This is a genomic window from Legionella navarrensis (assembly GCF_052527415.1).
Genome location: NZ_JBNVZR010000007.1, coordinates 45,887 through 66,824, shown reverse-complemented (window position 1 = coordinate 66,824; position 20,938 = coordinate 45,887). Strand labels below are relative to the sequence as shown.

Genomic DNA, 20,938 nt, shown 5'->3' with positions numbered 1-20,938 from the left:
GTTGGCACCATCGGCTCCCTTCTCCCTTGAGGGAGAAGGGCTGGGGATGAGGGTGGTGGGTGTGGCACAGTCTCGAGTAAATTAAGCATCCCGTCCATCATACCCTGTATATTTTTAAAAACCTCATGCTGTTAAATCAAGTAGCGTATGTCAATGTATTTATTCAGGACGAGCCATACCCACCACCCTCATCCCCGACCCTTCTCCCTCAAGGGAGAAGGGAGCCGATGGTGCCAACTGATTAACTTCAGTTCACATCAAGATGGGACAGCCCTGTCAAACCAAATGCGACAAGGCCTCGGCGTCTCGATGCGGATGACGCTGCAGGTAATCAATCGATTGCATTTCCTGCAGGCGGCTGGCGGTGCGCTTGAAGCTGTGACTCATCTCACCGCTGGTGTACAGCTCGTCTATCGGGGCGGCGGCAGAAAGGATGAGCTTGATGCCGCGATCGTACATCACATCAACAAAGTGAATGAGCATGATCGCAAACACGGTGTCTTTTTCACCAAGGACAGGTACGTTTGATACAAATACGGTATCGAAACGATTAGAAATTTCCAGATAATCAAGCTGGCTGCGCGGCAGATTACAGATTACTTTAAAATCGAACCAGATGATCGCCCCCTTGCATTTCACAAAGGGGATCTCACGATTTTGAATGCTGATTGTCCCATCCGACTGCGCATCGGGCGCGAGACGCTCAAACTGCCGGGCGAATAAGGCATCCGTAGCGGGCCCAAGAGGCATCAGCCAGGTATCAATTTCTGGCATACGTCCCAGGCGGTAATCACGCTTATCGCCAAGGCTGACAACCTCGCAATACGTTTTAATCGCGGCAATCGCGGGTAAAAAGCGAGCGCGCTGAACACCTTTCAGGTACAAATCATCGGGGCGTGTGTTGGAGGTGGCAACCAGGGTGATGCCATGACGAAAAAGAGCCTGCATCAACTCAGCCAGAATCATGGCGTAGGCAACGTCGTCAACCATGAATTCATCGAAACACAGCAAACGGGTAGACTGAGCAATCTCATCCGCGATGCGTTGCAGAGGATTTTTCTGCCCCTGCAAGGCACGCAGACGGGCGTCCACCTGCTGCATAAAATGATGGAAATGAAAGCGTTTTTTCGCTTGTGTTGTCACGCTGTCATAAAACAAATCCATGATAAAAGTCTTACCCACCCCCACCGGACCATAAATATACAGCCCCGTGAGTGGTTTTCTGGCGCGCCAGGGCAGCCAGGAACGCCGGGACCGCTCCAGAGCCAGGGCAAGCGTTTCCAGAGGCGCCAGCACCTGGCGCTGCAGTGGATCGTCATCCAGTTCGCCACGCGCTACAAACGCTTCGTATTGCTGCAGCAGGCTCATGATGGCAAGACCTGTTCGGTTACGATACGCATGACTTCGGTTTTCAACGGCAGCAGTCTGCCATGAAAAAAATGCGTGGTATCGGCAAAACGAGTCACAGGTATGGGAGGCTTCGAGCTGGCGGCAAACTGATACACCTCGGTCGAGGGAATCACCTCGTCCTCATCTCCCTGGATAATAAACCAGGGCGCAGGTGCCGGCGAAAACTCATGGTAATCATTATGCGTCACCGCAGGCGCTACGCTGATTAAAAGTTCATGCTCACTCTGAGCAGCAGCCCGATAGGTGACATAGGTTCCAAATGAGAAACCGGCATAAATAACCTGGGTGCCTGGATATAAGGCATCCCATTGCGCTCTCAACGCCAGCATATCCTCGCTTTCACCCACGCCGGCATCATAGACACCAGATGACTGTCCCACACCACGAAAGTTAAAGCGGATGGACGGTATGCCCAGCTCACGAAAGGCCCGCGCCAGCGTGGTCACCACTTTGTTATTCATGCTGCCGCCCTGCAGGGAATGTGGGTGTCCTAAGAGAGCCAGGTAAGAACCAGACAAGGTATCAGGAACCGTCAGGATGGCTTCCAGACTTACGCCGGCCCCATCAAAAAAAAACGGGTGTTCACCTGGTGTTTGCAAAGCGTGGGCGGGGATCATCTCATCTCTCTCGTTATCAAATCCCTGATCATAACGCATCTTGCAATTTGATGCGCGTCCTTTAGAATTGAGGTCAGGGCAGGAGAGTCATCATGTCAAAATTAACTTGAAAGCCCTGCCACGCGCCGACAGATACCTGCGGTGACGATACATAATGATTAACCTGATGGAGGACTTGATCGATGAGACGGGTACCTGAGCAACAGACGATATTTCAACCTGGGAGCGGGCGATGAAAATTACCGACTTCCTGAGAAAAAAACAGCAGGGCGAAAAAATCACCATGCTCACCTGCTACGATTACCCTTCCGCGCGCATCGTCGCGGAATCCCATCTTGACTGTGTGCTTGTTGGCGATTCCGTTGCCATGGCGGTTCATGGTCACGACAGCACGATTATGGCCAATATGGACATGATGACGCTGCATACCGCAGCAGTTGCCCGTGGCATTAAGCAGCAGTTAATTATCAGCGATCTGCCCTTTCTCTGCCATCGTGTTTCCCAGGCCGATACCATCAACAATGTTCGGCGCCTGCTCCAGGCCGGCGCCCAGGCGGTTAAAATGGAGGGTGGCGACGCAGATACCTGTCAGACCATCGCATACCTGGTCAACTCAGGCGTTCCAGTGATTGGCCATATTGGCCTGATGCCTCAGTCTATCTGCCAGCTCGGCACCTACAAAGTGCAGGGTAAAAATGATGCCGACGCAGCCAGTCTGCTCTATCAGGCACAGCAGCTGGAAAAGTCAGGCTGCTCGGCTGTTGTGATGGAGTGTGTTCCCGAGTCAGTCGCCGGGCGTATCAGCAAGGCCTTGCAGATACCCGTCATTGGCATCGGTGCCGGCGCATCAACGGATGGCCAGGTACTGGTATGGCACGACATGCTGGGATTGCAGGATGAATTTAAGCCGAAATTCCTGAAACAATACGCGCAAGGCAAAGGCTTGTTGCTTGAGGCCATCAACGCCTACGTTCAACAGGTCCGCGCATCGCAGTTTCCTGCGCTGGAACACACGTTTTAACGAGGAAAATACACGATGCACATTTTTCACCAACTGGACGAGTGGCAGGCATTCCGCCGCTCGCTCAAATCTGACGTATCGATTGGCTTTGTACCTACCATGGGTAATCTGCACGCAGGTCATGCCTCCTTGATGGCGACCAGCAAGGCCCGACACGATATGAGTGTTGTAAGCCTGTTTATTAACCCGACGCAGTTTAATCGACCCGATGACTTCATACACTATCCACGCAGCGTGGACGCTGATTTGGAACTGCTGGAACGCGAAGGCGTTGACTGCTGCCTCCTGCCGGACGAAGAGGCCATGTACCAGGATCAATACCGTTACCGCCTGGAGGAGACGTCCCTGAGTCTGCTGATGGAGGGGGAGCACCGGCCTGGTCACTTCAACGGTGTGTTGACGGTCGTCATGAAGCTGTTAAATCTGGTGAAGCCGCATACGGCCTATTTTGGTGAAAAGGACTATCAGCAATACCGGCTCATCAAAGACATGGTTAAGGCCTTTTTCATGCCAGTCAACATACAGGCCTGCCCAACCATTCGAGAAAGCAGCGGTCTGGCATACAGTTCGCGCAATAATCGTCTGAGCCCGTCCCAGAAGTTGCTGGCAGAGGCATTTGCCCGTAGCTTTCATCAGACCAAACCCCTTAGCAGCATTCAGGCCGAACTGCAGCAGCAGGGTGTTCAGGTGGAGTATCTGACCGAACATGAAGGTCGTCGTTACGCTGCAGTCTTGATTGGTGATGTTCGCCTGATCGATAACTATCCGCTTGTTTAACGAGTCCTGACCTGGCGGGCTTTTACTGGGTGGCCTTTAACCAGGCTTCCCGTGCCAGCGTCAGTTTTTTCTCCAGCGCACCGAGCTCGCTCTGCAACCTCAGAGCAACCGTGCTGTCCCGGCGGCTGTCTTTTTCAGACAGCGTTGTCAACAACGCGTTTTTCTGCTCTTCCAGCCGCTCAATTTCAAGCTCCAGAGACTGCAGCCATTGTCGCCTGGTGGTCAATTGATTCACGATAAATCCTGTTGGCTCCTGGCTCGGTTTGTCGCGGTTATGACGCGAGCACAGGCTCACCAGCACGTTGATTTTCTGATTAATTTTTTCAGCAAGATAACGCACAATACGGGGATTGGGGTGTGCCGCGAGAGTATTAATGTCGGCTTTGATTTCAGCAATATAATGCGCTGGCTCTTCATGATGCGTGCGGAACAGACCGGCAGGCAGGGATTTAGGCGAAAAGGACAGGCCCGGCTTATGGAGCTGCCATTCCAGTTCAGGCAAACGCCCTCTCAGGGTCGTTAATACATCAGTGACACTCATGAACAGCCCGCCAGTTAAAAAAGCACAGTCTAGCGCAGGCTGGTCAGGCCTGTCACTTGTTCGGTGACTATTTGGTCTGGCCGAAGGATAGTCAATTTACAAATCAGCCGGTATAAAGTAGAGTTACTCTGTTTTTTTGTTTATTTTTTACTCTATTATTAAGTTTTTTTTAATAAAAAGTTGTTATAATGCTCCATCAGCGCGCATTTTAACAGCAAAGAAGGAATGCAATGAGCAGTAACAGACACGCATTAACGATTTTCAGCCTGACAATGATTACGGTAGGCTCCGTAGACAGCATCCGCAATTTGCCTGCTACCGCCCTGTTTGGCGGACAGTTGATTTTTTTCTTTTTACTGGGCGCTTTGTTTTTTTTAATTCCCACAGCACTTGTCTCCGCCGAGCTGGCCTCTGGCTGGCCGAAACAGGGCGGTATTTATATCTGGGTCAAGGAAGCCTTTGGTAAAAAAACCGGCTTTCTGGCTATCTGGCTGCAATGGATTGAAAACGTCATCTGGTATCCGACTATTTTATCTTTTGTTGCAGGCACTATTGGTTATTTGATCAACCCAGGCCTGACTGGTAATCCGTGGTTTCTCTGGAGCATTATCGTGGCCTCGTTTTGGGGCGCTACGCTGATTAATCTGCGCGGCATGCGTTCTTCAGCTCTCTTTAGTAACGTCTGTGCCCTGTCAGGCCTGCTGCTGCCCATGTCCCTGATTATCGGTCTGGGTGCCGCCTGGCTGCTGGGAGGCAATCCATCTCAGGTGTCATTCGACGCACAAAGTCTCGTCCCACATATTCAGGACAAATCTCTGTGGGTTTCCCTGACCGCGATTATGATGTCCTTTTGTGGAATTGAAATTGCCACCGTACACGCCAACGACGTCAACAACCCGCAGCACGCCTTCCCCAAGGCGCTGGTTATTTCTGTGCTGATTATTCTCAGCACCCTGATTTTAGGCTCACTGGCCATTGCCGTAGTGTTACCACAACAGGATATTAATCTGGTGGCCGGTATCATGCAGGCTTTTGATGCGTTCTTTGCCCGTTATCATTTATCCGGCATGATGCCCGTGGTGGCCTTGATGCTGGTGATGGGTGGCCTGGGCGGCGTCAGCAACTGGATCATCGCCCCGACCAAAGGCCTGATGGTTGCAGCCCGCGATGGCAACATGGCGCAGCTCTTTCAACGCGCCAATCAACACGGCGCCCCTATTGTCATGCTCGTTGCCCAGGCAGTTATTGTAACGCTCCTGTCTACGCTGTTTCTCTTCATGCCGACGGTAAACGGTTCGTACTGGCTGCTGACGGCCCTCGCCGCTCAATTGTATATGCTGATGTATCTGCTGATGTTTGCCGCGGCCATTAAACTGCGCATCAGACAGCCAGAACAGGCTCGAGGCTTTCGTATTCCGGGGGGATTACCTGGTTTGCTGTTTGTGTGTGGCGTCGGAATTATTGGTGTGACCACCACGCTGGTCGTCAGTTTTATGCCACCAGATGGTATCAATGTTGGTTCAGTGGGTCGTTATGAGTTAACGCTGGTTTCGGGTTTGCTTCTGATGTGTCTGCCGCCGTTTATCAGCACCTGGATTCAGTCTCGCCGCGGAGTCAATATCGGTTTAGTTGCCGAGTAACAGCACAGGAACATCCCGAATGCCTAAGCATCGGGATGTTTACTTGTATCATGCCTTAGGATGAAAACGCTCGACGCTGGCGAGAATTTCCCGGTGCGCTGACTCAATGCCTTCCCAGCCATCAATTTTCACCCATTTACCCACTTCCAAATCCTTGTAATGCTGGAAAAAATGCTCCAGTGAAGCCAACAGCGATTCAGGCAAATCTGTGTAGGTTTTGACGTTGTCGTACATTTTAGTGAGCTTGCTGATGGGAACAGCCAGCAATTTGGCGTCCACACCGGCCTCGTCGGTCATTTTCAGCATGCCAACGACACGGCAGGGAATAACGGAACCGCTGACCAGGGGTACAGGCGTGACCACCAGAACATCAACCGGATCACCATCTTCAGACAACGTATGGGGAATGTATCCATAATTCACCGGATAAAACATCGCGGTACTCATGAAACGATCAACAAACAGGGTTCCGGTTTCCTTGTCTACTTCGTATTTAACCGGCGCTCCGTTCATGGGAATTTCGATGATGACATTAATTTCGTTCGGTACGTTACGACCACTTGCAATATTCATTAAGCCCATTTCAAACCATCCACTAAAAAAAGACAGAGTATTATGCGCAAAAGTGTGGAAAAAGGCAAAAAACGTGCATTGGGCGCGAGGCCGGGCCTATACGTCATTGCGAGTGAAACGAAGCAATCCATGGTTCAGCGCTCCGAACGGGGATTGCTTCACTGTGTTCGCAATGATGTACAGGCTCCGCTATCTACCTCATCACATCAGGTATTTAACCGCGAAATCCTTGCCAATGCACTCGCCAATGGCATGTCCCCATTTGCCGGCGCTTTCATCGTCAATCGTTGCCGGAATGCCAGGATAAAGTTCGGACACGCATTTGTCCATGCTGGCTGGAATCAAGGTCACGCATTTATCGTAATTGATGTTCAGCTTGCCTAACTGTTTACCCAGTGACTCATCACCCAGAAAGCCTTTGCAGATTAAATCGGGTACCACGGCTTTTAATTTTGCCAGCCAGGCATCTTTGGTCAGGGTCGAGGCATCAGAAGCAGAAGCCTCTGGAGCTGGAGCCGCTGCTTCCGGAGTGGGTGTTTTGGCTGGCGTGGCTGTATCCGTAACGGGTTCGCTGGCTGGTGCTGTACTGGGCGCAGGTGCGGCAGATTCAGGTGCTGCAGATGATAAATGAGTCACGGCGAAATCCGTTCCTATACACTGACCAATGGTGCTGCCCCATTGCTGTGCGCTGTCTCGGGTAATCTTGTCAGGAATTTCCTTGTAATACTTGTCACGACATTTATCAACGCTGGCAGGAATTAAGGACACGCATTTGCTGTAATCAATATTAAACACTTTCAGCTGTTTGCTGACGCCTTCGTTATTGAGAAAATTAGTGCAGATCATGGCGGGAACGACGTCTTTTAGTTTACCAAGCCACTCATCCTTACTCATTTCCTCTGCAGCTGCAGCAAACGATATCGGTGCTAACACAATACAACTGGCTCCCATTATTGTACCCAGTATGGTTTTGTTTATCATGATAGTCATTCCCTTTTTTTTGTGTTAATAAAATAATAGACATAAACCCAGACTATTGCGCAATCCATGTTTGAAAAATCTAATATTTTTTTTGAACACCCAAAATCATAGGTATGGTCAGGCTCCCTGGAAAGGCAACATATTGTGTGCGGTATGTTCGAAGCGGTTCAATAAGATGTTGGACCTGGTCTGGAAAAAAGCATGCGGCGAGGCTCCATTCCCGGGGCGCAGACAAACGAGCGACGCGAGGGCCGCCAGAAGGGAATCCACCCAGCCTAACAGGCCGCGGTGCCCTCCCAATACGGGTCTCGCTTCATTAATATGCTGGCTGACATCCCGATACAAAAGACGACACTGATTGTCAAAGGATAGTGATCCCGGATTGGTGTTCTTCTCAAAACGGGTGGCAATCGAGCCAGAGACATTGGAAATCAGCCGTTGAAACGCCAGCCAGGGCTCACTGTCGACAGCAAAGCTGGCGCCCTTGCGCCTCAGAGCATCCAGCTGCTCACACAGTCTGAGGCAGGCAAAAACGTCATCTTCGCTATCGGCCAGACTAAGTAAATGATTAAACTCATTCAAGGACGGCGTATTTTGAATAAAATCACTGAGTAACCAGTCCAGACCACCACCGATCCTTTGCAGCTTTTCAAGTACGTTACTCCGGGGATCAATGATTTGTAAGGCCACGGGTTCCTCATCCTGAACTGCAACGGCGTGGTTACCCACGGCGTAAGGCCTGATTACCATGACCTGATCACAGACATTCCTGCCACAGATTTCGTTAGCAGCATGCCTCAGTGCTTCCATGGTATTCCCGCTGGACTCCAGGGCATTTAAAACCTCATTATATCGCTCCGATGAAGCCCCCTGTTCGGCGAGCAGGCAAGCCGCCCTGATGTAAATCCGTGCAGCCTCGGCTGGACTGCTGGCCCTCATTCGGCGCAGCCACAGCACGAGATTGTCCGCGCCGGCATCAGCAAGGGCATTAACAGCCCGAACCGGATTAACATTGCCAGGCAGATAGCGGGCTGAGTCATAAAAAAACTGGTTCAGGGTGCGTTGAAACTCCGAGTGCATGGTCAAAACACGATCACAGATGCGTACGACAGCGGCATACTCTTCGTTCAGGGTCCCGATATCGATTGTTTTTACACCACGACGATGCAAAAGCTCAACCAGAGGCATCTCTTTCCTGTACATATCCAGCCAGGTTTTTTGTCCGACACAATCAGCCCCACAATCAGCCCTCAGCTTATTCATAAAACGTTCAGACACCCAGGGTGAGAGAATAAAGTCAGGCAGAGAGGGTATTTCCAGGATGTGGTTTTTATAGGGCAGCAACGCATATTTTTTCAACATGGCATTCAGTAGAATCGTGTCGATGGCCTGGGGAAACCTGGAAAAATGCTCAAAATTAAATTGCTTCTGATATCGTCTCGCCTTAATCACGTTTGCCGAAACATGCCCGGCCAGTTCTGGCCTGGCAAACAAGTCCTTAAGACAATTACGACGGAAAGCCGCTTCATTGGATGTGAGTTCATGCGTCTCGTCCAGAATCATTTTTACCGCACGCAAAAACTCAGGTGAGCCATTCATCAACCCGCGCCGCCACTTGCGGGAAAATAGCTCAATCGTCTTCCAGTGCATCAATAAATCATGAGCATCCAGATGATTAATTAATAAAACCTTCTCCGAACCCTCAGCCAAATCCCCTGGTTCAACCCCAAGCTTTAGCTCTGCATTGAGGGTACGCGCCTTAATGACTGGAAAAGAATCACGACGGCCACTCTTAACGATGAGATACTCTTCCAGGTCATTCGCTGCAAGCCTTATCTCAGAGGCATCGGCGCCGCTCTCATGCAGCTTCAGCAGTACCAGACACAATAACCGGTTGTTTCTCAGGGCATCGGTGGAAACCGCAACATGGTAATAACAGGCAACCAGGCGCGCCGCGTACATCAGGGGCGTCGTCTTGTCCTCAATAAACGATTCCAGTGTCGGGCGATACCTTGCTGATTTGTTGAAAAGCTCATCAAGGCCGTTCTCATCTATCATTTTTTTAGTCAGCACGGAGGGAAAGTCATAATCCTCACTGTAACCATCAGCACTGTGGAATCCTCTCGACCAGTACAGGGTGCGCGCCAGAGCAAGGCTGTCGTACTGATATTTTGTCATGCTATGGTTGACCGGTGGCGCGTAGACATAGGTGCCCATCGATTTGCTTAGAACGCTGTCGACATGAGCCTCTGCTGCACCAAAATCTATCAGATGGACGTTATCATGCTCATCTACCGTACAATTATTGCTTTTTAAATCCAGATGCGCATAGCCTTTGCCACTGCGGGAATCAAGGCCATGATGCAAGCGATGAACGCTGGCGCAGAGGCTGATGGCGAGGCGAAAACGGCGCGCCTCATCCAGCGCCTGTGGCTGCTCCAGAACCTTGTCCAGAGACAGCCCCAGATATTTAATCTGCGTGTAGTTTTTCTCGGTATCAGGAGACTCAACACTCCCGTTAGAAAGCCCGAGGTCGTACAGAATAGCCTGTTCACGCCCATTGCTGAATTCTGATTCTATCTTTACCACAAAGAGCTCGCCACGGCGATTTTCAATGTACTTTACCCGGCCATAAGCACCACTGCCAATCAGAGAGCGGTGAATAAAAAAAATCTCATTGTTTATCTTAATGAAGGAATGGGTAGTCTGATACTCTTTGAATAAATCAGGACGGCTGGTTCTGGCTCCGCTACCTACTACCGAATAGGCCAGTTTTTGGCCATTGGGAGCGCTGGAAAGATAGCGCTCGGCGGTTTCCCATTCGTTTTCATTAACCAAAGGCATAGGTAACTCATCCCTAAAATCAAATGATATTATGATACAAGAATAATCTTAAGAGAACATTATGAATCATTTTATGACATACTGTTATTTATTTTCGTGCGGGGAAAAATAAGGCACAATGCTACTTTTTCAGGTGGATACTGAGTATAATCACTGGTTATTCACACGCATCCGGATTCATCATGAGCTGCCTCTTTTGTAAGATTGTTCAAAAAGACATCCCGGCAACCATCGTCGCTGAAACTGACGAGCTGCTGGCCTTTCGTGATATCAGACCGCAGGCATCGACTCATGTGCTGATCATCCCGAAACAACACATTCCTACCCTGAACGAGGCCCACGACGAAGCGTTGCTGGGACGCATGCTCCTGATGGCAAAAAATCTGGCGCAGAGTGAACAAATCAGTGAACAGGGATATCGTCTGGTCTTTAATGTAAACCCGGGTGGTGGGCAGGAAGTTTACCACATACACTTACATCTTCTGGGTGGCCGACAAATGACGTGGCCCCCTGGTTAGGATATTTTTCATGCATCAACTATACAAACAAATTTTAACCGAACTGGGTGAAGACGTCACTCGTGAGGGTCTGCAGGATACACCAGAACGGGCAGCCAACGCCATGCGCTACCTGACCAAAGGATACCGCGAAAATCTGGACGACATCATCAATGGCGCTCTCTTCACCTCAGACATGAGCGAAATGGTGATTGTTAAAGACATCGAGCTGTTTTCCATGTGCGAACATCATCTGCTGCCTTTTCTGGGAACCTGTCACGTTGGTTATCTACCCAATGGCAAGGTGCTTGGTCTGTCCAAAATAGCCAGAATTGTGGATTATTTTGCACGACGGCTGCAGATTCAGGAACGCTTAACCGATGAAATCGCCTCCTGCATCCAGACCATCACGAATGCCCGTGGTGTAGCCGTTGTTATTGAAGCAAAGCATATGTGCATGATGATGCGTGGTGTTGAAAAACAAAACTCCACCATGGTCACGTCCGTTATGCTGGGCGACATGCGCACGCAGGTTGCCAGTCGGCATGAGTTTTTGCAACTGATACGCTAGAGCGCCTTGAATCAATATTCATCACAATTATCCTGATATCAGTAGGTTGGGCCTCGGCCCAACAAAGAATATCTCACCAGAGCCATTGTTGGGCCAAGGCCCAACCTACTGACAACGATTGGTTAGCGCGTTCATGACATAAAAAAAGCCTGCGCGAAGCAGGCTTTTTTTACTGGCTGGCGTGATGATTACTCATCAGCCGCGGCAGCTTCGGCAGACTCCACGGGAGCAGCAGCAACCACGTCCGCAGCAGCTGCGGCAGCTGGGGCGGCAGGCTTGTCTTTCCACTCCAGTTTCACACGACCCTGCTTGTCAACACCCGCGACAAACACTTCAATTTCCTGGCCTTCACTCAGAACAGCATCTACTTTTTGATTGCGATCATTGCAGATCTGAGAAATATGCAGCAAACCATCCTTACCAGGCAGCAGGTTGATAAACGCCCCAAAATCTACGATTTTGCTGACTTTACCACGGTATGTCTGGCCCACTTCCACATCAGCAATCAAGGCTTTGATTTGACGCTGCGCTTCTTCCAGGGCGCTCATATCGGGCGAAAACAGCTGAACCACACCACTGTCATCGATGTCGATAGAAACACCAGTGCTTTCAGTCAGACCTTTGATCGTCGCGCCGCCTTTACCAATGATGGTGCGGATTTTGTCCTCAGCAACCTTCATGGTCGTAATTCTGGGCGCATGCTGGGACAATTCGGTACGATGCTCAGACAGGGCATTGCTCATCACACCAAGAATATGCTGACGTCCGGCAAGAGCCTGTTCCAGCGCGGTAGACATAATCTCTTTGGTGATACCTGTAATCTTGATATCCATCTGCAGAGCCGTTACGCCTTTTTCGGTTCCCGCTACTTTAAAGTCCATATCGCCCAGGTGATCTTCATCACCCAGAATATCCGTCAGGACAGCGAAGCGCTCACCGTCTTTGATCAGGCCCATGGCCACACCGGCAACTGGTGCTTTCAAAGGAACACCAGCATCCATCAAGGCCAGGCTGGCACCGCAGACGGTTGCCATCGAGCTTGAGCCATTGGATTCGGTAATTTCAGACACAACGCGCAATACGTAGGGAAACTCAGCAGCCGTTGGCAATACCGCCATCATACTGCGTTTGGCCAGACGACCATGGCCAATTTCACGACGTTTTGGGCTGCCAACCATACCCGTTTCGCCAACCGAGTAAGGAGGGAAGTTGTAATGCAGCATAAAGCGATCAACGGATTCACCTGTGAGGCTGTCCAGTTTCTGTGCGTCACGCTCGTTACCCAGGGTAGCAGCAACAATTGCCTGCGTTTCACCACGGGTGAACAGAACCGAACCGTGAGCGCGCTCAAGGAATCGAGTACGAATGGTAATGGGTCGAACAGTACGTTGATCACGGCCATCAATACGTGGCTCGCCATCAAGAATCCGGTTACGAACGATGTTTTTTTCCAGATCGCTGAGGTACTCACTGACGGCAGACAGATTGACATCAGCGCGTTCCTCAACAATCATGGCCGTAATACGGCTGCGGACTTCATCCAGGCGCTGGTAACGCTCCTGTTTGTCTTTCAGCAGATACGCGCTGGTTACATCAGCACTGGCCAGTTCAGCAACACGGCGCTTTAAGTCATGGTCTACCTCAGGGGCTGACCAGTTCCACGCCGGTTTTCCAGCTTCAGCAGCCAGTTCGTTAATACCACGGATAACAGACTGGAACATTTCATGGCCGAACAGAACAGCGCCGAGCATCACTTCCTCACTCAGTTCACTGGCCTGCGATTCAACCATTAATATGGCATCGTGTGTACCGGCAACGACCAGATCCAGCTCAGAGCTCTGTACCGCCTTGTGGCCGGGGTTCAAAAGGTAAACACCATCCTTGTAACCTACGCGGGCAGCACCAATTGGGCCATGGAAAGGAATACCGGATATGGCCAGAGCTGCAGAAGCACCAATCATGGACAGAATATCGGCAGATACATCAGGGTTCAGCGACATTACCGTAGCGGTAATCTGCACTTCATTCTGAAAACCTTCAGGGAAGAGAGGACGCAGAGGACGATCCATCAGTCGGCTGGTCAGTACTTCTATTTCGCTGGGACGGCCTTCGCGCTTGTTGAATCCGCCTGGAATTTTTCCAGCAGCATAGGTTTTTTCAATGTAATCAACCCGCAGAGGGAAGAAGCTGTTGTTTTCGCCGCCATCACGACGCCCAACCACCGCCACCAGAACCTGTGTACCGCCCATGCTGACCATAACGGCACCGTCTGCCTGACGCGCAACTTCGCCCGTTTCCAGGGTCAGTATGTGCTCGCCAAATCGTATTTCTTTAGTAATCTTAGCCACGTAGCTACCTCTTGTATGTATTCGTCCCATTCATCGCTGAAAGGACAAAATTAATAAAAAAAAAGCGCAGAAAACTGCGCTTTTCGTTTTAACCAAAATTAATTGTCTGAACCATCAACGCGGAATCCGTTTATTAATAAGAATCCCGAAGACCAAGGCTTTGAATCAATGTTTTGTAACGTGCCTGATCGTTTCTTTTCAGATATTTTAACAATTTACGACGCTTGTTAACCAGAGCCTGCAAACCACGACGGGAATGAAAATCCTTACGGTTTACTTTGAAATGCTCTGTCAGATATTTGATTCGACCTGTCATCAGAGACACTTGAACTTCTGGAGAACCGGTATCTTTATCGGCTCGTTTGTATTGATCGACTATTTCTGCCTTTTGTACGCTTGTTAGCGACATTGCTCACTCCCGACTTTAATCAAATGCGTTCTTTATAAAAGGAAGCATTCTACCAAGTCATGACCAGGTAGACAAGCCTTAATGCAAAATATTTGCCCGGTCGACGTAATGATTGCTATCATGTGAAGCGTCATTTAGCCAGAGGGCCAAATGATTTCACACCGTAGGCCAGGACCCAGACTACTATGAAGAATGGTTCATTGAGATAAGGAGCACTCATGTTTTCAACGCAATGTAATATTGATAAAACCGACAGAATAAATCGTGTGGTGATTGGTGCGATTTTGTTTTTGGCCGCACTCATTGGTATGGGCCGGTTTTTTTTTATGGTCGTTGGTCTTGTTTTGGTAGTTGAAGGATTAATCGGCTGGTGTTCTATTCCTTATTTGATCAGCAAAATGAAAAAATAACAGGCTCCTACCAGGCCAACAGGCGTTTGACCTTTAACACGTGATCGGCATCAATCTCGCCTATGCCGGCGAACTCACCGGTTTCAAGGCTCAGGCGCACGAGACCCTGCTCGACCTGACGCTCTCGATAATCCAATGTCCTTCCCTGCTGCAGCTGGGTCAACTCCACATGTTCAATCCGCAGTTCAGGCATGGAGGGAATGGCCCGCTGCATGGGCAGCAGACAGGCCAGTCGTTCTGATTCAGTCATTTCCTGTAGCGACTCGAGTGTATACATAGGCTCCTGATCAAAACCTGCGGTATGCTTTCGATGCAGCTGTGTTACGTGCGCATATACACCGAGCGTGTCGCCGATGTCTTCAACCAGATTGCGAATGTACGTTCCTTTGCTGCAGGACACGGTTATTTCAAATGATCGACCGTCAAAGGAACGCAGGCTCAGCGCATCAATGAGAATCTCACGTGCTTTACGTTCAACGCTGATGCCTGCACGGGCCAGTTTATACAGGGGCTGTCCCTGATGCTTTAGAGCCGAAAACATGGAGGGAGTCTGTTGCGTCAGGCCAGTAAATTGTTGCAAAGCGTCACGCAGCTGTGCTTCGCTGATATGAAACTCATCCATTTGTTCTAAAACTTCACCCATGGAATCGGCCGTGCTGGTCTTAATACCCAGCAGACCGGTTGCTTCATAGCATTTGTCGGCATCCAGCAGGTACTGACTGAGTTTGGTCGCTTCGCCAAAACAAATGGGCAGCATGCCCGTAGCAAGCGGATCCAGACTGCCAGTATGCCCTGCCTTTCTGGCCTTGAAAAGGCGTTTGGCTTTCTGCAAGACGGCATTCGAGGACAGGCCCTGAGGCTTATTCAACAGCAGAATACCGTTTATGGGTAAAATGCACTCAGATTTGTTCGTCATCTTGCTCTGGAGGGTTAACCTCATCGATCAGCTTGCCCAGACGACGTCCATACTCGATGGACTCGTCATAAACAAAATGCAGTTGGGGCACGATACGCAGCTTGGTCGAGCGTGCAATAGCCGAGCGTAAATAACTGGATGCTGCGTTCAGAATTTGTGCTGTCAGGGCAATGTCACTGTTAAAAACAGTGAAATAAACCTTGGCGTGACCTAAATCAGGCGACATTTTTACAGCCGAAATGGTCACAAAGGCCGGCATACGTGGATCTTTAATTTCCTGCTGAATAACCTGCGACAGTAATCGCTGCAGCATTTCTGCTACACGATCACTGCGCTTGAACTCATTACTCATAAATCTCGCTTAATTTCGATGGTTTCAAATACTTCAATTAAATCGCCAGCCTTGATGTCATTGTAGTTTTTAACACCAATTCCGCATTCAAAGCCCTGACGAACCTCCAGCACGTCGTCTTTGAAACGGCGCAGAGACTCAAGCGTGCCCTCGTAAATAACAACGTTATTACGCAACACACGGATAGGATTATTACGCTTGATAATACCCTCAATCACCATACACCCGGCAATTGCGCCCAGCTTGGGAGAACGGAACACATCACGGACTTCGGCAATACCAATAATCTCTTCTTTAAACTGCGGTGCCAGCATTCCAGTGAGAGCACCCTTGATCTGATCCACGATGTCATAAATAACACTGAAATAGTGAAGAGACACCGATTCCTGCTCAGCCAGTCGTTTGGCGCCACCATCGGCACGAACGTTGAATCCAATCAGAATGGCATTGGATGCAATGGCCAGCTGAACGTCAGACTCCGTAATACCACCCACACCGCTGGAAATAATTTCTACCTTCACTTCATCGTTGGACAGTTTAACCAGAGCGTCTGAAATGGCTTCCAGGGAACCCTGTACGTCTGCCTTAAGTACAATCGTTAAGGATTTGACTTCAGCGGTTGCCATGTTTTCAAAAATGCCTTCCAGTGAGGATTTTTGACGTCGAGCCAGTTTCACATCCCGGAACTTGCCTTGACGGAACAGAGCCACTTCACGTGCCTTTTTCTCGTCAGGAACCACAACGGCCTCGTCTCCGGCATGAGGAATAGCCGAAAGACCCAGCACTTCAACCGGAATAGATGGACCCGCGCTGTCAATTAAAACGCCGCTGTCACTGACCAGCGCCTTAACACGGCCATACTGGAAACCAGCCAGCAGAATATCGCCTTTGCGCAGAGTACCATTTTGAACCAGAACCGTCGCAACGGGACCACGTCCCTTATCGAGTCTGGACTCAATGACCACACCTTTGGCAGCACCATCGGTATGAGCCGTTAATTCTAATACTTCGGACTGGAGCAGAATCGCATCCAGCAGCTCATCAATACCCATACCGGTTTTTGCCGATATGCTGACAAACATGGTATCACCACCCCATGCTTCAGGAATGACTTCATAAGCCGATAGTTCGTTCATGACACGGTCGAGATCAACACCTGGCTTATCCATTTTGTTAACAGCAACAATAACAGGAACCTTGGCAGCCTTGGCATGATGAATCGCTTCGATAGTCTGCGGCTTGACACCATCGTCACCCGCCACAATCAGAACAACAATATCGGTGGCCTGCGCACCACGGGCACGCATGGCAGTAAACGCGGCGTGGCCTGGTGTGTCGAGGAATGTTATATCGCCTTTGGGCGTGCTGACGTGATATGCGCCGATGTGCTGTGTAATACCACCCGCTTCTCCGGATGCCACCTTGGTTCGGCGAATATAGTCAAGCAAAGACGTTTTACCATGGTCTACGTGACCCATGATGGTCACCACGGGAGCCCGCGATTCGCTCAGGCTACCCTTACTGATGGCGTCTCCGAGCGTCTGCTCAATAGCATCTTCTTTTAAAATTCGAGCCTTATGCCCCATTTCCTCAACCACGATTAAAGCCGTATCCTGGTCAATAACCTGATTGATGGTGGCCATGGCACCCAGGCCCATCATGACCTTGATCACCTCAGCTGCCTTAACCGACATACGTTTGGCCAGCTCAGCTACAGTAATCGTTTCAGGAATCAGAACTTCGCGGACAACGGGAGCCGTTGGCATCGCAAAGCCATGCGTCAGAGCTTCTTCTGCTTCACGGTATTTGTCTGATTTTTCGTTGCCCTTGCGTTTACGGGACTTATTGCGTTTGAAGCGACCCTGCGAACCGGCGTCATCGTCATCAGCCTGTGGCGCCTGATATTTACCCTTTTTACGGGATTTTTTATTGTCGCCCTTATCAGTTTCAGATTCTTTTTTATCGACAGGTTTCTTTTTATTCGCTTTATCGGCATCTGAAACCTGAACAGCTGCTTCCTCAACGCTGACTTCCTGCTCAGCAAGTACCTCAGCGTTTAATAAATCCTCAACACGGTTGTCGCTCTCAGGCAGCACCACCTCGGCAGGCGTTTCGCTTTCACCCTCAGCGCTAACGTTCTCTTCGACGGCGGGTAATTCAGCCATTTCAGGCAAAGCTGTCTCAATAGCTTCCACAGGCGTTTCATCAACAGCGACTTCTGGTTCAGGAACCTGCTCTTCAGCCACGGTTCTTTTCACAAAGGTTCGCTTCTTTCTGAATTCGACGTTGATGGTTTTACCTTTGTGTGCATCATTACCCAGAGTTACCTGAGTAAGACTCTTTCTTTGAAGAGTAAAACGCTCGGGCATCTCGCGTTTACCGCTGGTTTTTAAGTGATTAAGCAAGATTCGCTTCTGATCTTCATTTACCGTTTGTTCATCGCCAGTGAAAGATAGCCCCGCTTCCTGCAACTGGTTCAATAAGCGCTCAACCGGAATACCCACAACCTGAGCCAATTGTTTAACCGTTACATCCGCCATATTATTGATCCCCTTACAGCAATTTATCAGTAAATTGCTCGTGTACTGTTACGTCTTGCGTTATTAAGGGGTATATAAATAACAGGCGGTACTGGCGAAAACGGGCTGACTTATTGCTAAATTATGCCCGGTTTCAACGCGTACTCCCTCATTTTATATCCCCGGTCTTTATCATAGAAACCATGGTTCGCGGGCTTTCATAATTAATGTGCCGGCTTTTTCTTCTGTCATGCCTTCGATATCAAGCAGTTCATCAACCGACTGCTCAGCCAGATCTTCAACTGTTTTGATACCCTTCGCGATCAGACTGGCGGCTAACTCATCAGTCATTCCTTCCATCGCCTTGATATCATCAGACGAAGTAAGGGTTGAATCACCACCGCCGCTCAGCGCCAGAGCCAACAGAACATCATTAGCCCGGTTTCGTAATTCTTCGACGATTTCGTCATCAAATTCTTCGATAACCATCAGCTCTTCTTTGGGTACGTAGGCAATTTCTTCCAGAGAAGAAAAACCATTATTCACTAAAAGCTGAGCAAATTCTTCATCAATATCGAGGGATGTAGTAAACAGATTAATAATCTTACTCGATTCCTGCTGACTTTTGCTGTTAAAGTCTTCTACTGTCATTACATTCAGTGTCCAGCCGGTCATCTGGCTGGCCAGGCGGACGTTTTGACCATTGCGTCCAATCGCCTGAGATAACTGTTCCTTTTCAACTGCTAAATCCATCGTATGAGTATCTTCATCCACAACGATGGATGTGATATCTGCTGGAGCCATGGCATTGATGACGAGCTGAGCCGGATTATCATCCCAGACAATAATATCAACACGCTCACCACCGAGTTCGGTTGATACAGCCTGGACACGTGCGCCACGCATTCCGACACAGGCACCCACGGGATCAATTCTACCATCGTTTGTTTTAACTGCAATCTTGGCTCGATTACCCGGATCTCGCGCTGCGGCTTTCACTTCAATAATATTTTCGCCAATTTCGGGCACTTCAATTCGAAACAGCTCAATCAGCATTTCGTTGCGGACACGGCTGACAAACAATTGCGGGCCACGTGCCTGAGGTGTAATTTCATACAGATAGGCGCGAACACGATCATTTGGACGAAACATTTCATTTGGCAGCATTTCCTGACGTGGCATAAAGGCCTCTGCCTTGCCACCCAAATCAATAATAATGTTGTCGCGTGTAGCTTTTTTTACTGTTCCGTAGACAAGTTGCCCCAATTTGTGCTGAAACTGATCCACAACCTGCTGACGTTCGGCTTCACGAACCTTTTGCATGATAACCTGGCGGGCCGTCTGTGCGGCAATACGTCCAAACTCAATGGAAGCCATTGGCTCTTCAATGCGATCGCCAACCTCAATGGATGGGGAACGCTCGCGAGCCTCACTTAAGGCAATCTGAGTACTGGGGGATTCAAGATCTTCATCTGCGACAACATCCCAGTAACGGAAGGTTTCATACTCACCGGTGCGATTATCCAGGTTTACCCTGACACCAATCTCTTCAGCGGCCAATTTGCGGGTTGCGGACTCGAGAGCCGCCTGAATAGCCAGCAGAACAACGTCTTTGCTGACACCTTTCTCGTTTGATAATGCCTCGGCAACTAATAACAATTCTTTACTCATTGTTGGCCTCACTCGCCTGTCAGGTTTGCTTTCACAATTTGGGAAAATTGTACTTCGATCTCTTCGTTTCCTACGCTCAGGAAAATCGCCTCGTCGCTTACGGACTCAATTACGGCGACCAGCTTACGACTGCCGTTTATAGGCTTATACAGCTTCAGCTGAACACTGTGTCCGATATATTGCTGATAATGTTCGATAAAGAATAAAGGGCGGGAAAGGCCCGGTGAAGATACTTCCAGGCTGTAATTGCCTGAAATGGGATCTTCAACGTCCAGTAAGGCACTGACTTCTCTGCTGACAATCTCGCAATCGCCTATGCCAACACCACCTTCTTTATCAATATAAACGCGTAAAAGGGAATGTTTTCCCTGTGGTAAATATTCGCAACCCCACAGCTGATATCCGAGCTCGGTAACAACAGGTTGAAATAATTCTTGAATATCTTCTCTAATCATAGACCGTTCTTCATCCGCCAAGGTTTTAAAATACTACGCGTCATTCCGGAAAAGCTCTGCCAGCGTATCCTGCAAGTCCACACGCATAAGTAAAGACGTCAGGCTAAATGATCGAACAACACCAGAGCGTACCTGCATTGCTGAAAAACGTGGCCAGGTGTATTGAATGACCAACAATCAGTATTATTCAGGTCGTCAAGGCGTTAAGCTGTCTTTTTCCTGGATAATAAAAAACCCCATAAATGGGGCTTTTAGTAGTGGTAGCGGGGGCAGGATTTGAACCTACGACCTTCGGGTTATGAGCCCGACGAGCTACCAGGCTGCTCCACCCCGCATCAACTGTTGAGAATTATACGCATTTTTTTGAATTTAGCAACTGTTTTTTA

The 20,938-nt window shown here is 49.5% G+C and carries 19 protein-coding genes and 1 tRNA gene; 6 read left to right on the top strand and 14 right to left on the bottom strand.

Translation table 11 applies throughout. The annotated features are described in order from the left end of the window. Positions 1 to 276: 276 nt before the first annotated feature. Together zapE and ACQUTA_RS06040 are read right to left on the bottom strand one after the other, a co-directional pair. Positions 277 to 1,368 (bottom strand): cell division protein ZapE, encoded by a 1,092-nt coding sequence (zapE, locus tag ACQUTA_RS06045; RefSeq protein WP_444987322.1) that lies wholly within the window; start codon positions 1,366 to 1,368, stop codon positions 277 to 279. Further along, positions 1,365 to 2,027: an alpha/beta hydrolase gene (locus ACQUTA_RS06040; RefSeq protein ID WP_444987321.1), complete on the bottom strand. Its 663-nt coding sequence runs from the start codon at positions 2,025 to 2,027 to the stop codon at positions 1,365 to 1,367. Before ACQUTA_RS06040 ends, zapE begins: the two co-directional genes overlap by 4 nt. 232 nt (positions 2,028 to 2,259) lie before the next feature. Between ACQUTA_RS06040 and panB the strand changes: the two genes are divergently transcribed. Together panB and panC are read left to right on the top strand one after the other, a co-directional pair. Then, positions 2,260 to 3,048: a 3-methyl-2-oxobutanoate hydroxymethyltransferase gene (gene panB / locus ACQUTA_RS06035; RefSeq protein ID WP_444987320.1), complete on the top strand. Its 789-nt coding sequence runs from the start codon at positions 2,260 to 2,262 to the stop codon at positions 3,046 to 3,048. Positions 3,049 to 3,063: 15 nt separating this feature from the next. After that, entirely contained in the window at positions 3,064 to 3,825 is a 762-nt protein-coding gene (gene panC / locus ACQUTA_RS06030; RefSeq protein WP_444987319.1) for a pantoate--beta-alanine ligase, read from the top strand. Between the two features lie 22 nt (positions 3,826 to 3,847). Here the strand turns inward: panC and priC are convergent, their stop codons facing one another. Beyond that, complete coding sequence (priC, locus tag ACQUTA_RS06025) at positions 3,848 to 4,366, bottom strand: primosomal replication protein PriC (RefSeq protein WP_444987318.1); 519 nt, start codon at positions 4,364 to 4,366, stop codon at positions 3,848 to 3,850. Positions 4,367 to 4,596: 230 nt separating this feature from the next. On the opposite strand from priC, the gene ACQUTA_RS06020 reads away from it, so the two are divergent. Continuing rightward, complete coding sequence (locus ACQUTA_RS06020; RefSeq protein WP_444987317.1) at positions 4,597 to 6,006, top strand: APC family permease; 1,410 nt, start codon at positions 4,597 to 4,599, stop codon at positions 6,004 to 6,006. Positions 6,007 to 6,054: 48 nt separating this feature from the next. Here ACQUTA_RS06020 and ppa read toward each other — a convergent pair whose 3' ends face one another. The 3 genes from ppa to ACQUTA_RS06005 form a co-directional block, all read right to left on the bottom strand. Further along, positions 6,055 to 6,588 carry an inorganic diphosphatase gene (gene ppa / locus ACQUTA_RS06015; protein WP_444987316.1) on the bottom strand — a complete coding sequence of 178 codons (534 nt, stop codon included), beginning with the start codon at positions 6,586 to 6,588 and terminating at the stop codon, positions 6,055 to 6,057. A 192-nt stretch (positions 6,589 to 6,780) separates the two neighbouring features. Further along, a complete protein-coding gene (locus tag ACQUTA_RS06010) occupies positions 6,781 to 7,560 on the bottom strand; it encodes a hypothetical protein (RefSeq protein ID WP_444987315.1) in 780 nt (259 codons plus the stop codon). A gap of 117 nt (positions 7,561 to 7,677) precedes the next feature. Then, the gene (locus ACQUTA_RS06005) at positions 7,678 to 10,404 is read right to left on the bottom strand and encodes a protein kinase domain-containing protein (RefSeq protein ID WP_444987314.1); all 2,727 of its coding nucleotides are present in this window, start codon (positions 10,402 to 10,404) and stop codon (positions 7,678 to 7,680) included. 182 nt (positions 10,405 to 10,586) lie between these two features. Between ACQUTA_RS06005 and ACQUTA_RS06000 the strand changes: the two genes are divergently transcribed. Both ACQUTA_RS06000 and folE read left to right on the top strand, forming a co-directional pair. Further along, positions 10,587 to 10,922 carry a histidine triad nucleotide-binding protein gene (locus ACQUTA_RS06000; protein ID WP_444987313.1) on the top strand — a complete coding sequence of 112 codons (336 nt, stop codon included), beginning with the start codon at positions 10,587 to 10,589 and terminating at the stop codon, positions 10,920 to 10,922. A 10-nt stretch (positions 10,923 to 10,932) separates the two neighbouring features. Next, on the top strand, positions 10,933 to 11,472 hold the full coding sequence (gene folE / locus ACQUTA_RS05995) for a GTP cyclohydrolase I FolE (protein WP_444987311.1): 540 nt from the start codon (positions 10,933 to 10,935) through the stop codon (positions 11,470 to 11,472). A 188-nt stretch (positions 11,473 to 11,660) separates the two neighbouring features. Here the strand turns inward: folE and pnp are convergent, their stop codons facing one another. After that, positions 11,661 to 13,820 carry a polyribonucleotide nucleotidyltransferase gene (pnp, locus tag ACQUTA_RS05990; RefSeq protein WP_444987310.1) on the bottom strand — a complete coding sequence of 720 codons (2,160 nt, stop codon included), beginning with the start codon at positions 13,818 to 13,820 and terminating at the stop codon, positions 11,661 to 11,663. Between the two features lie 133 nt (positions 13,821 to 13,953). Next, a complete protein-coding gene (rpsO, locus tag ACQUTA_RS05985) occupies positions 13,954 to 14,229 on the bottom strand; it encodes a 30S ribosomal protein S15 (RefSeq protein WP_444987309.1) in 276 nt (91 codons plus the stop codon). A 218-nt stretch (positions 14,230 to 14,447) separates the two neighbouring features. Between rpsO and ACQUTA_RS05980 the strand changes: the two genes are divergently transcribed. After that, positions 14,448 to 14,639: a YgaP-like transmembrane domain gene (locus tag ACQUTA_RS05980; RefSeq protein ID WP_444987308.1), complete on the top strand. Its 192-nt coding sequence runs from the start codon at positions 14,448 to 14,450 to the stop codon at positions 14,637 to 14,639. Between the two features lie 7 nt (positions 14,640 to 14,646). Here the strand turns inward: ACQUTA_RS05980 and truB are convergent, their stop codons facing one another. From truB to ACQUTA_RS05950, 6 genes are all read right to left on the bottom strand, one after another. Beyond that, entirely contained in the window at positions 14,647 to 15,555 is a 909-nt protein-coding gene (gene truB, locus ACQUTA_RS05975; protein ID WP_444987307.1) for a tRNA pseudouridine(55) synthase TruB, read from the bottom strand. Beyond that, positions 15,539 to 15,907, bottom strand: a complete 369-nt coding sequence (gene rbfA, locus ACQUTA_RS05970) for a 30S ribosome-binding factor RbfA (protein WP_444987306.1) — start codon at positions 15,905 to 15,907, stop codon at positions 15,539 to 15,541. The genes truB and rbfA overlap by 17 nt, the downstream gene beginning before the upstream one ends. Beyond that, the gene (gene infB / locus ACQUTA_RS05965; protein ID WP_444987305.1) at positions 15,904 to 18,447 is read right to left on the bottom strand and encodes a translation initiation factor IF-2; all 2,544 of its coding nucleotides are present in this window, start codon (positions 18,445 to 18,447) and stop codon (positions 15,904 to 15,906) included. Before infB ends, rbfA begins: the two co-directional genes overlap by 4 nt. Positions 18,448 to 18,618: 171 nt before the next feature. Then, a complete protein-coding gene (nusA, locus tag ACQUTA_RS05960) occupies positions 18,619 to 20,097 on the bottom strand; it encodes a transcription termination factor NusA (protein ID WP_444987304.1) in 1,479 nt (492 codons plus the stop codon). Between the two features lie 8 nt (positions 20,098 to 20,105). Continuing rightward, positions 20,106 to 20,552, bottom strand: a complete 447-nt coding sequence (rimP, locus tag ACQUTA_RS05955; protein ID WP_444987303.1) for a ribosome maturation factor RimP — start codon at positions 20,550 to 20,552, stop codon at positions 20,106 to 20,108. 258 nt (positions 20,553 to 20,810) lie between these two features. Continuing rightward, positions 20,811 to 20,887 (bottom strand) — tRNA-Met (locus tag ACQUTA_RS05950). Positions 20,888 to 20,938 lie beyond the last annotated feature (51 nt).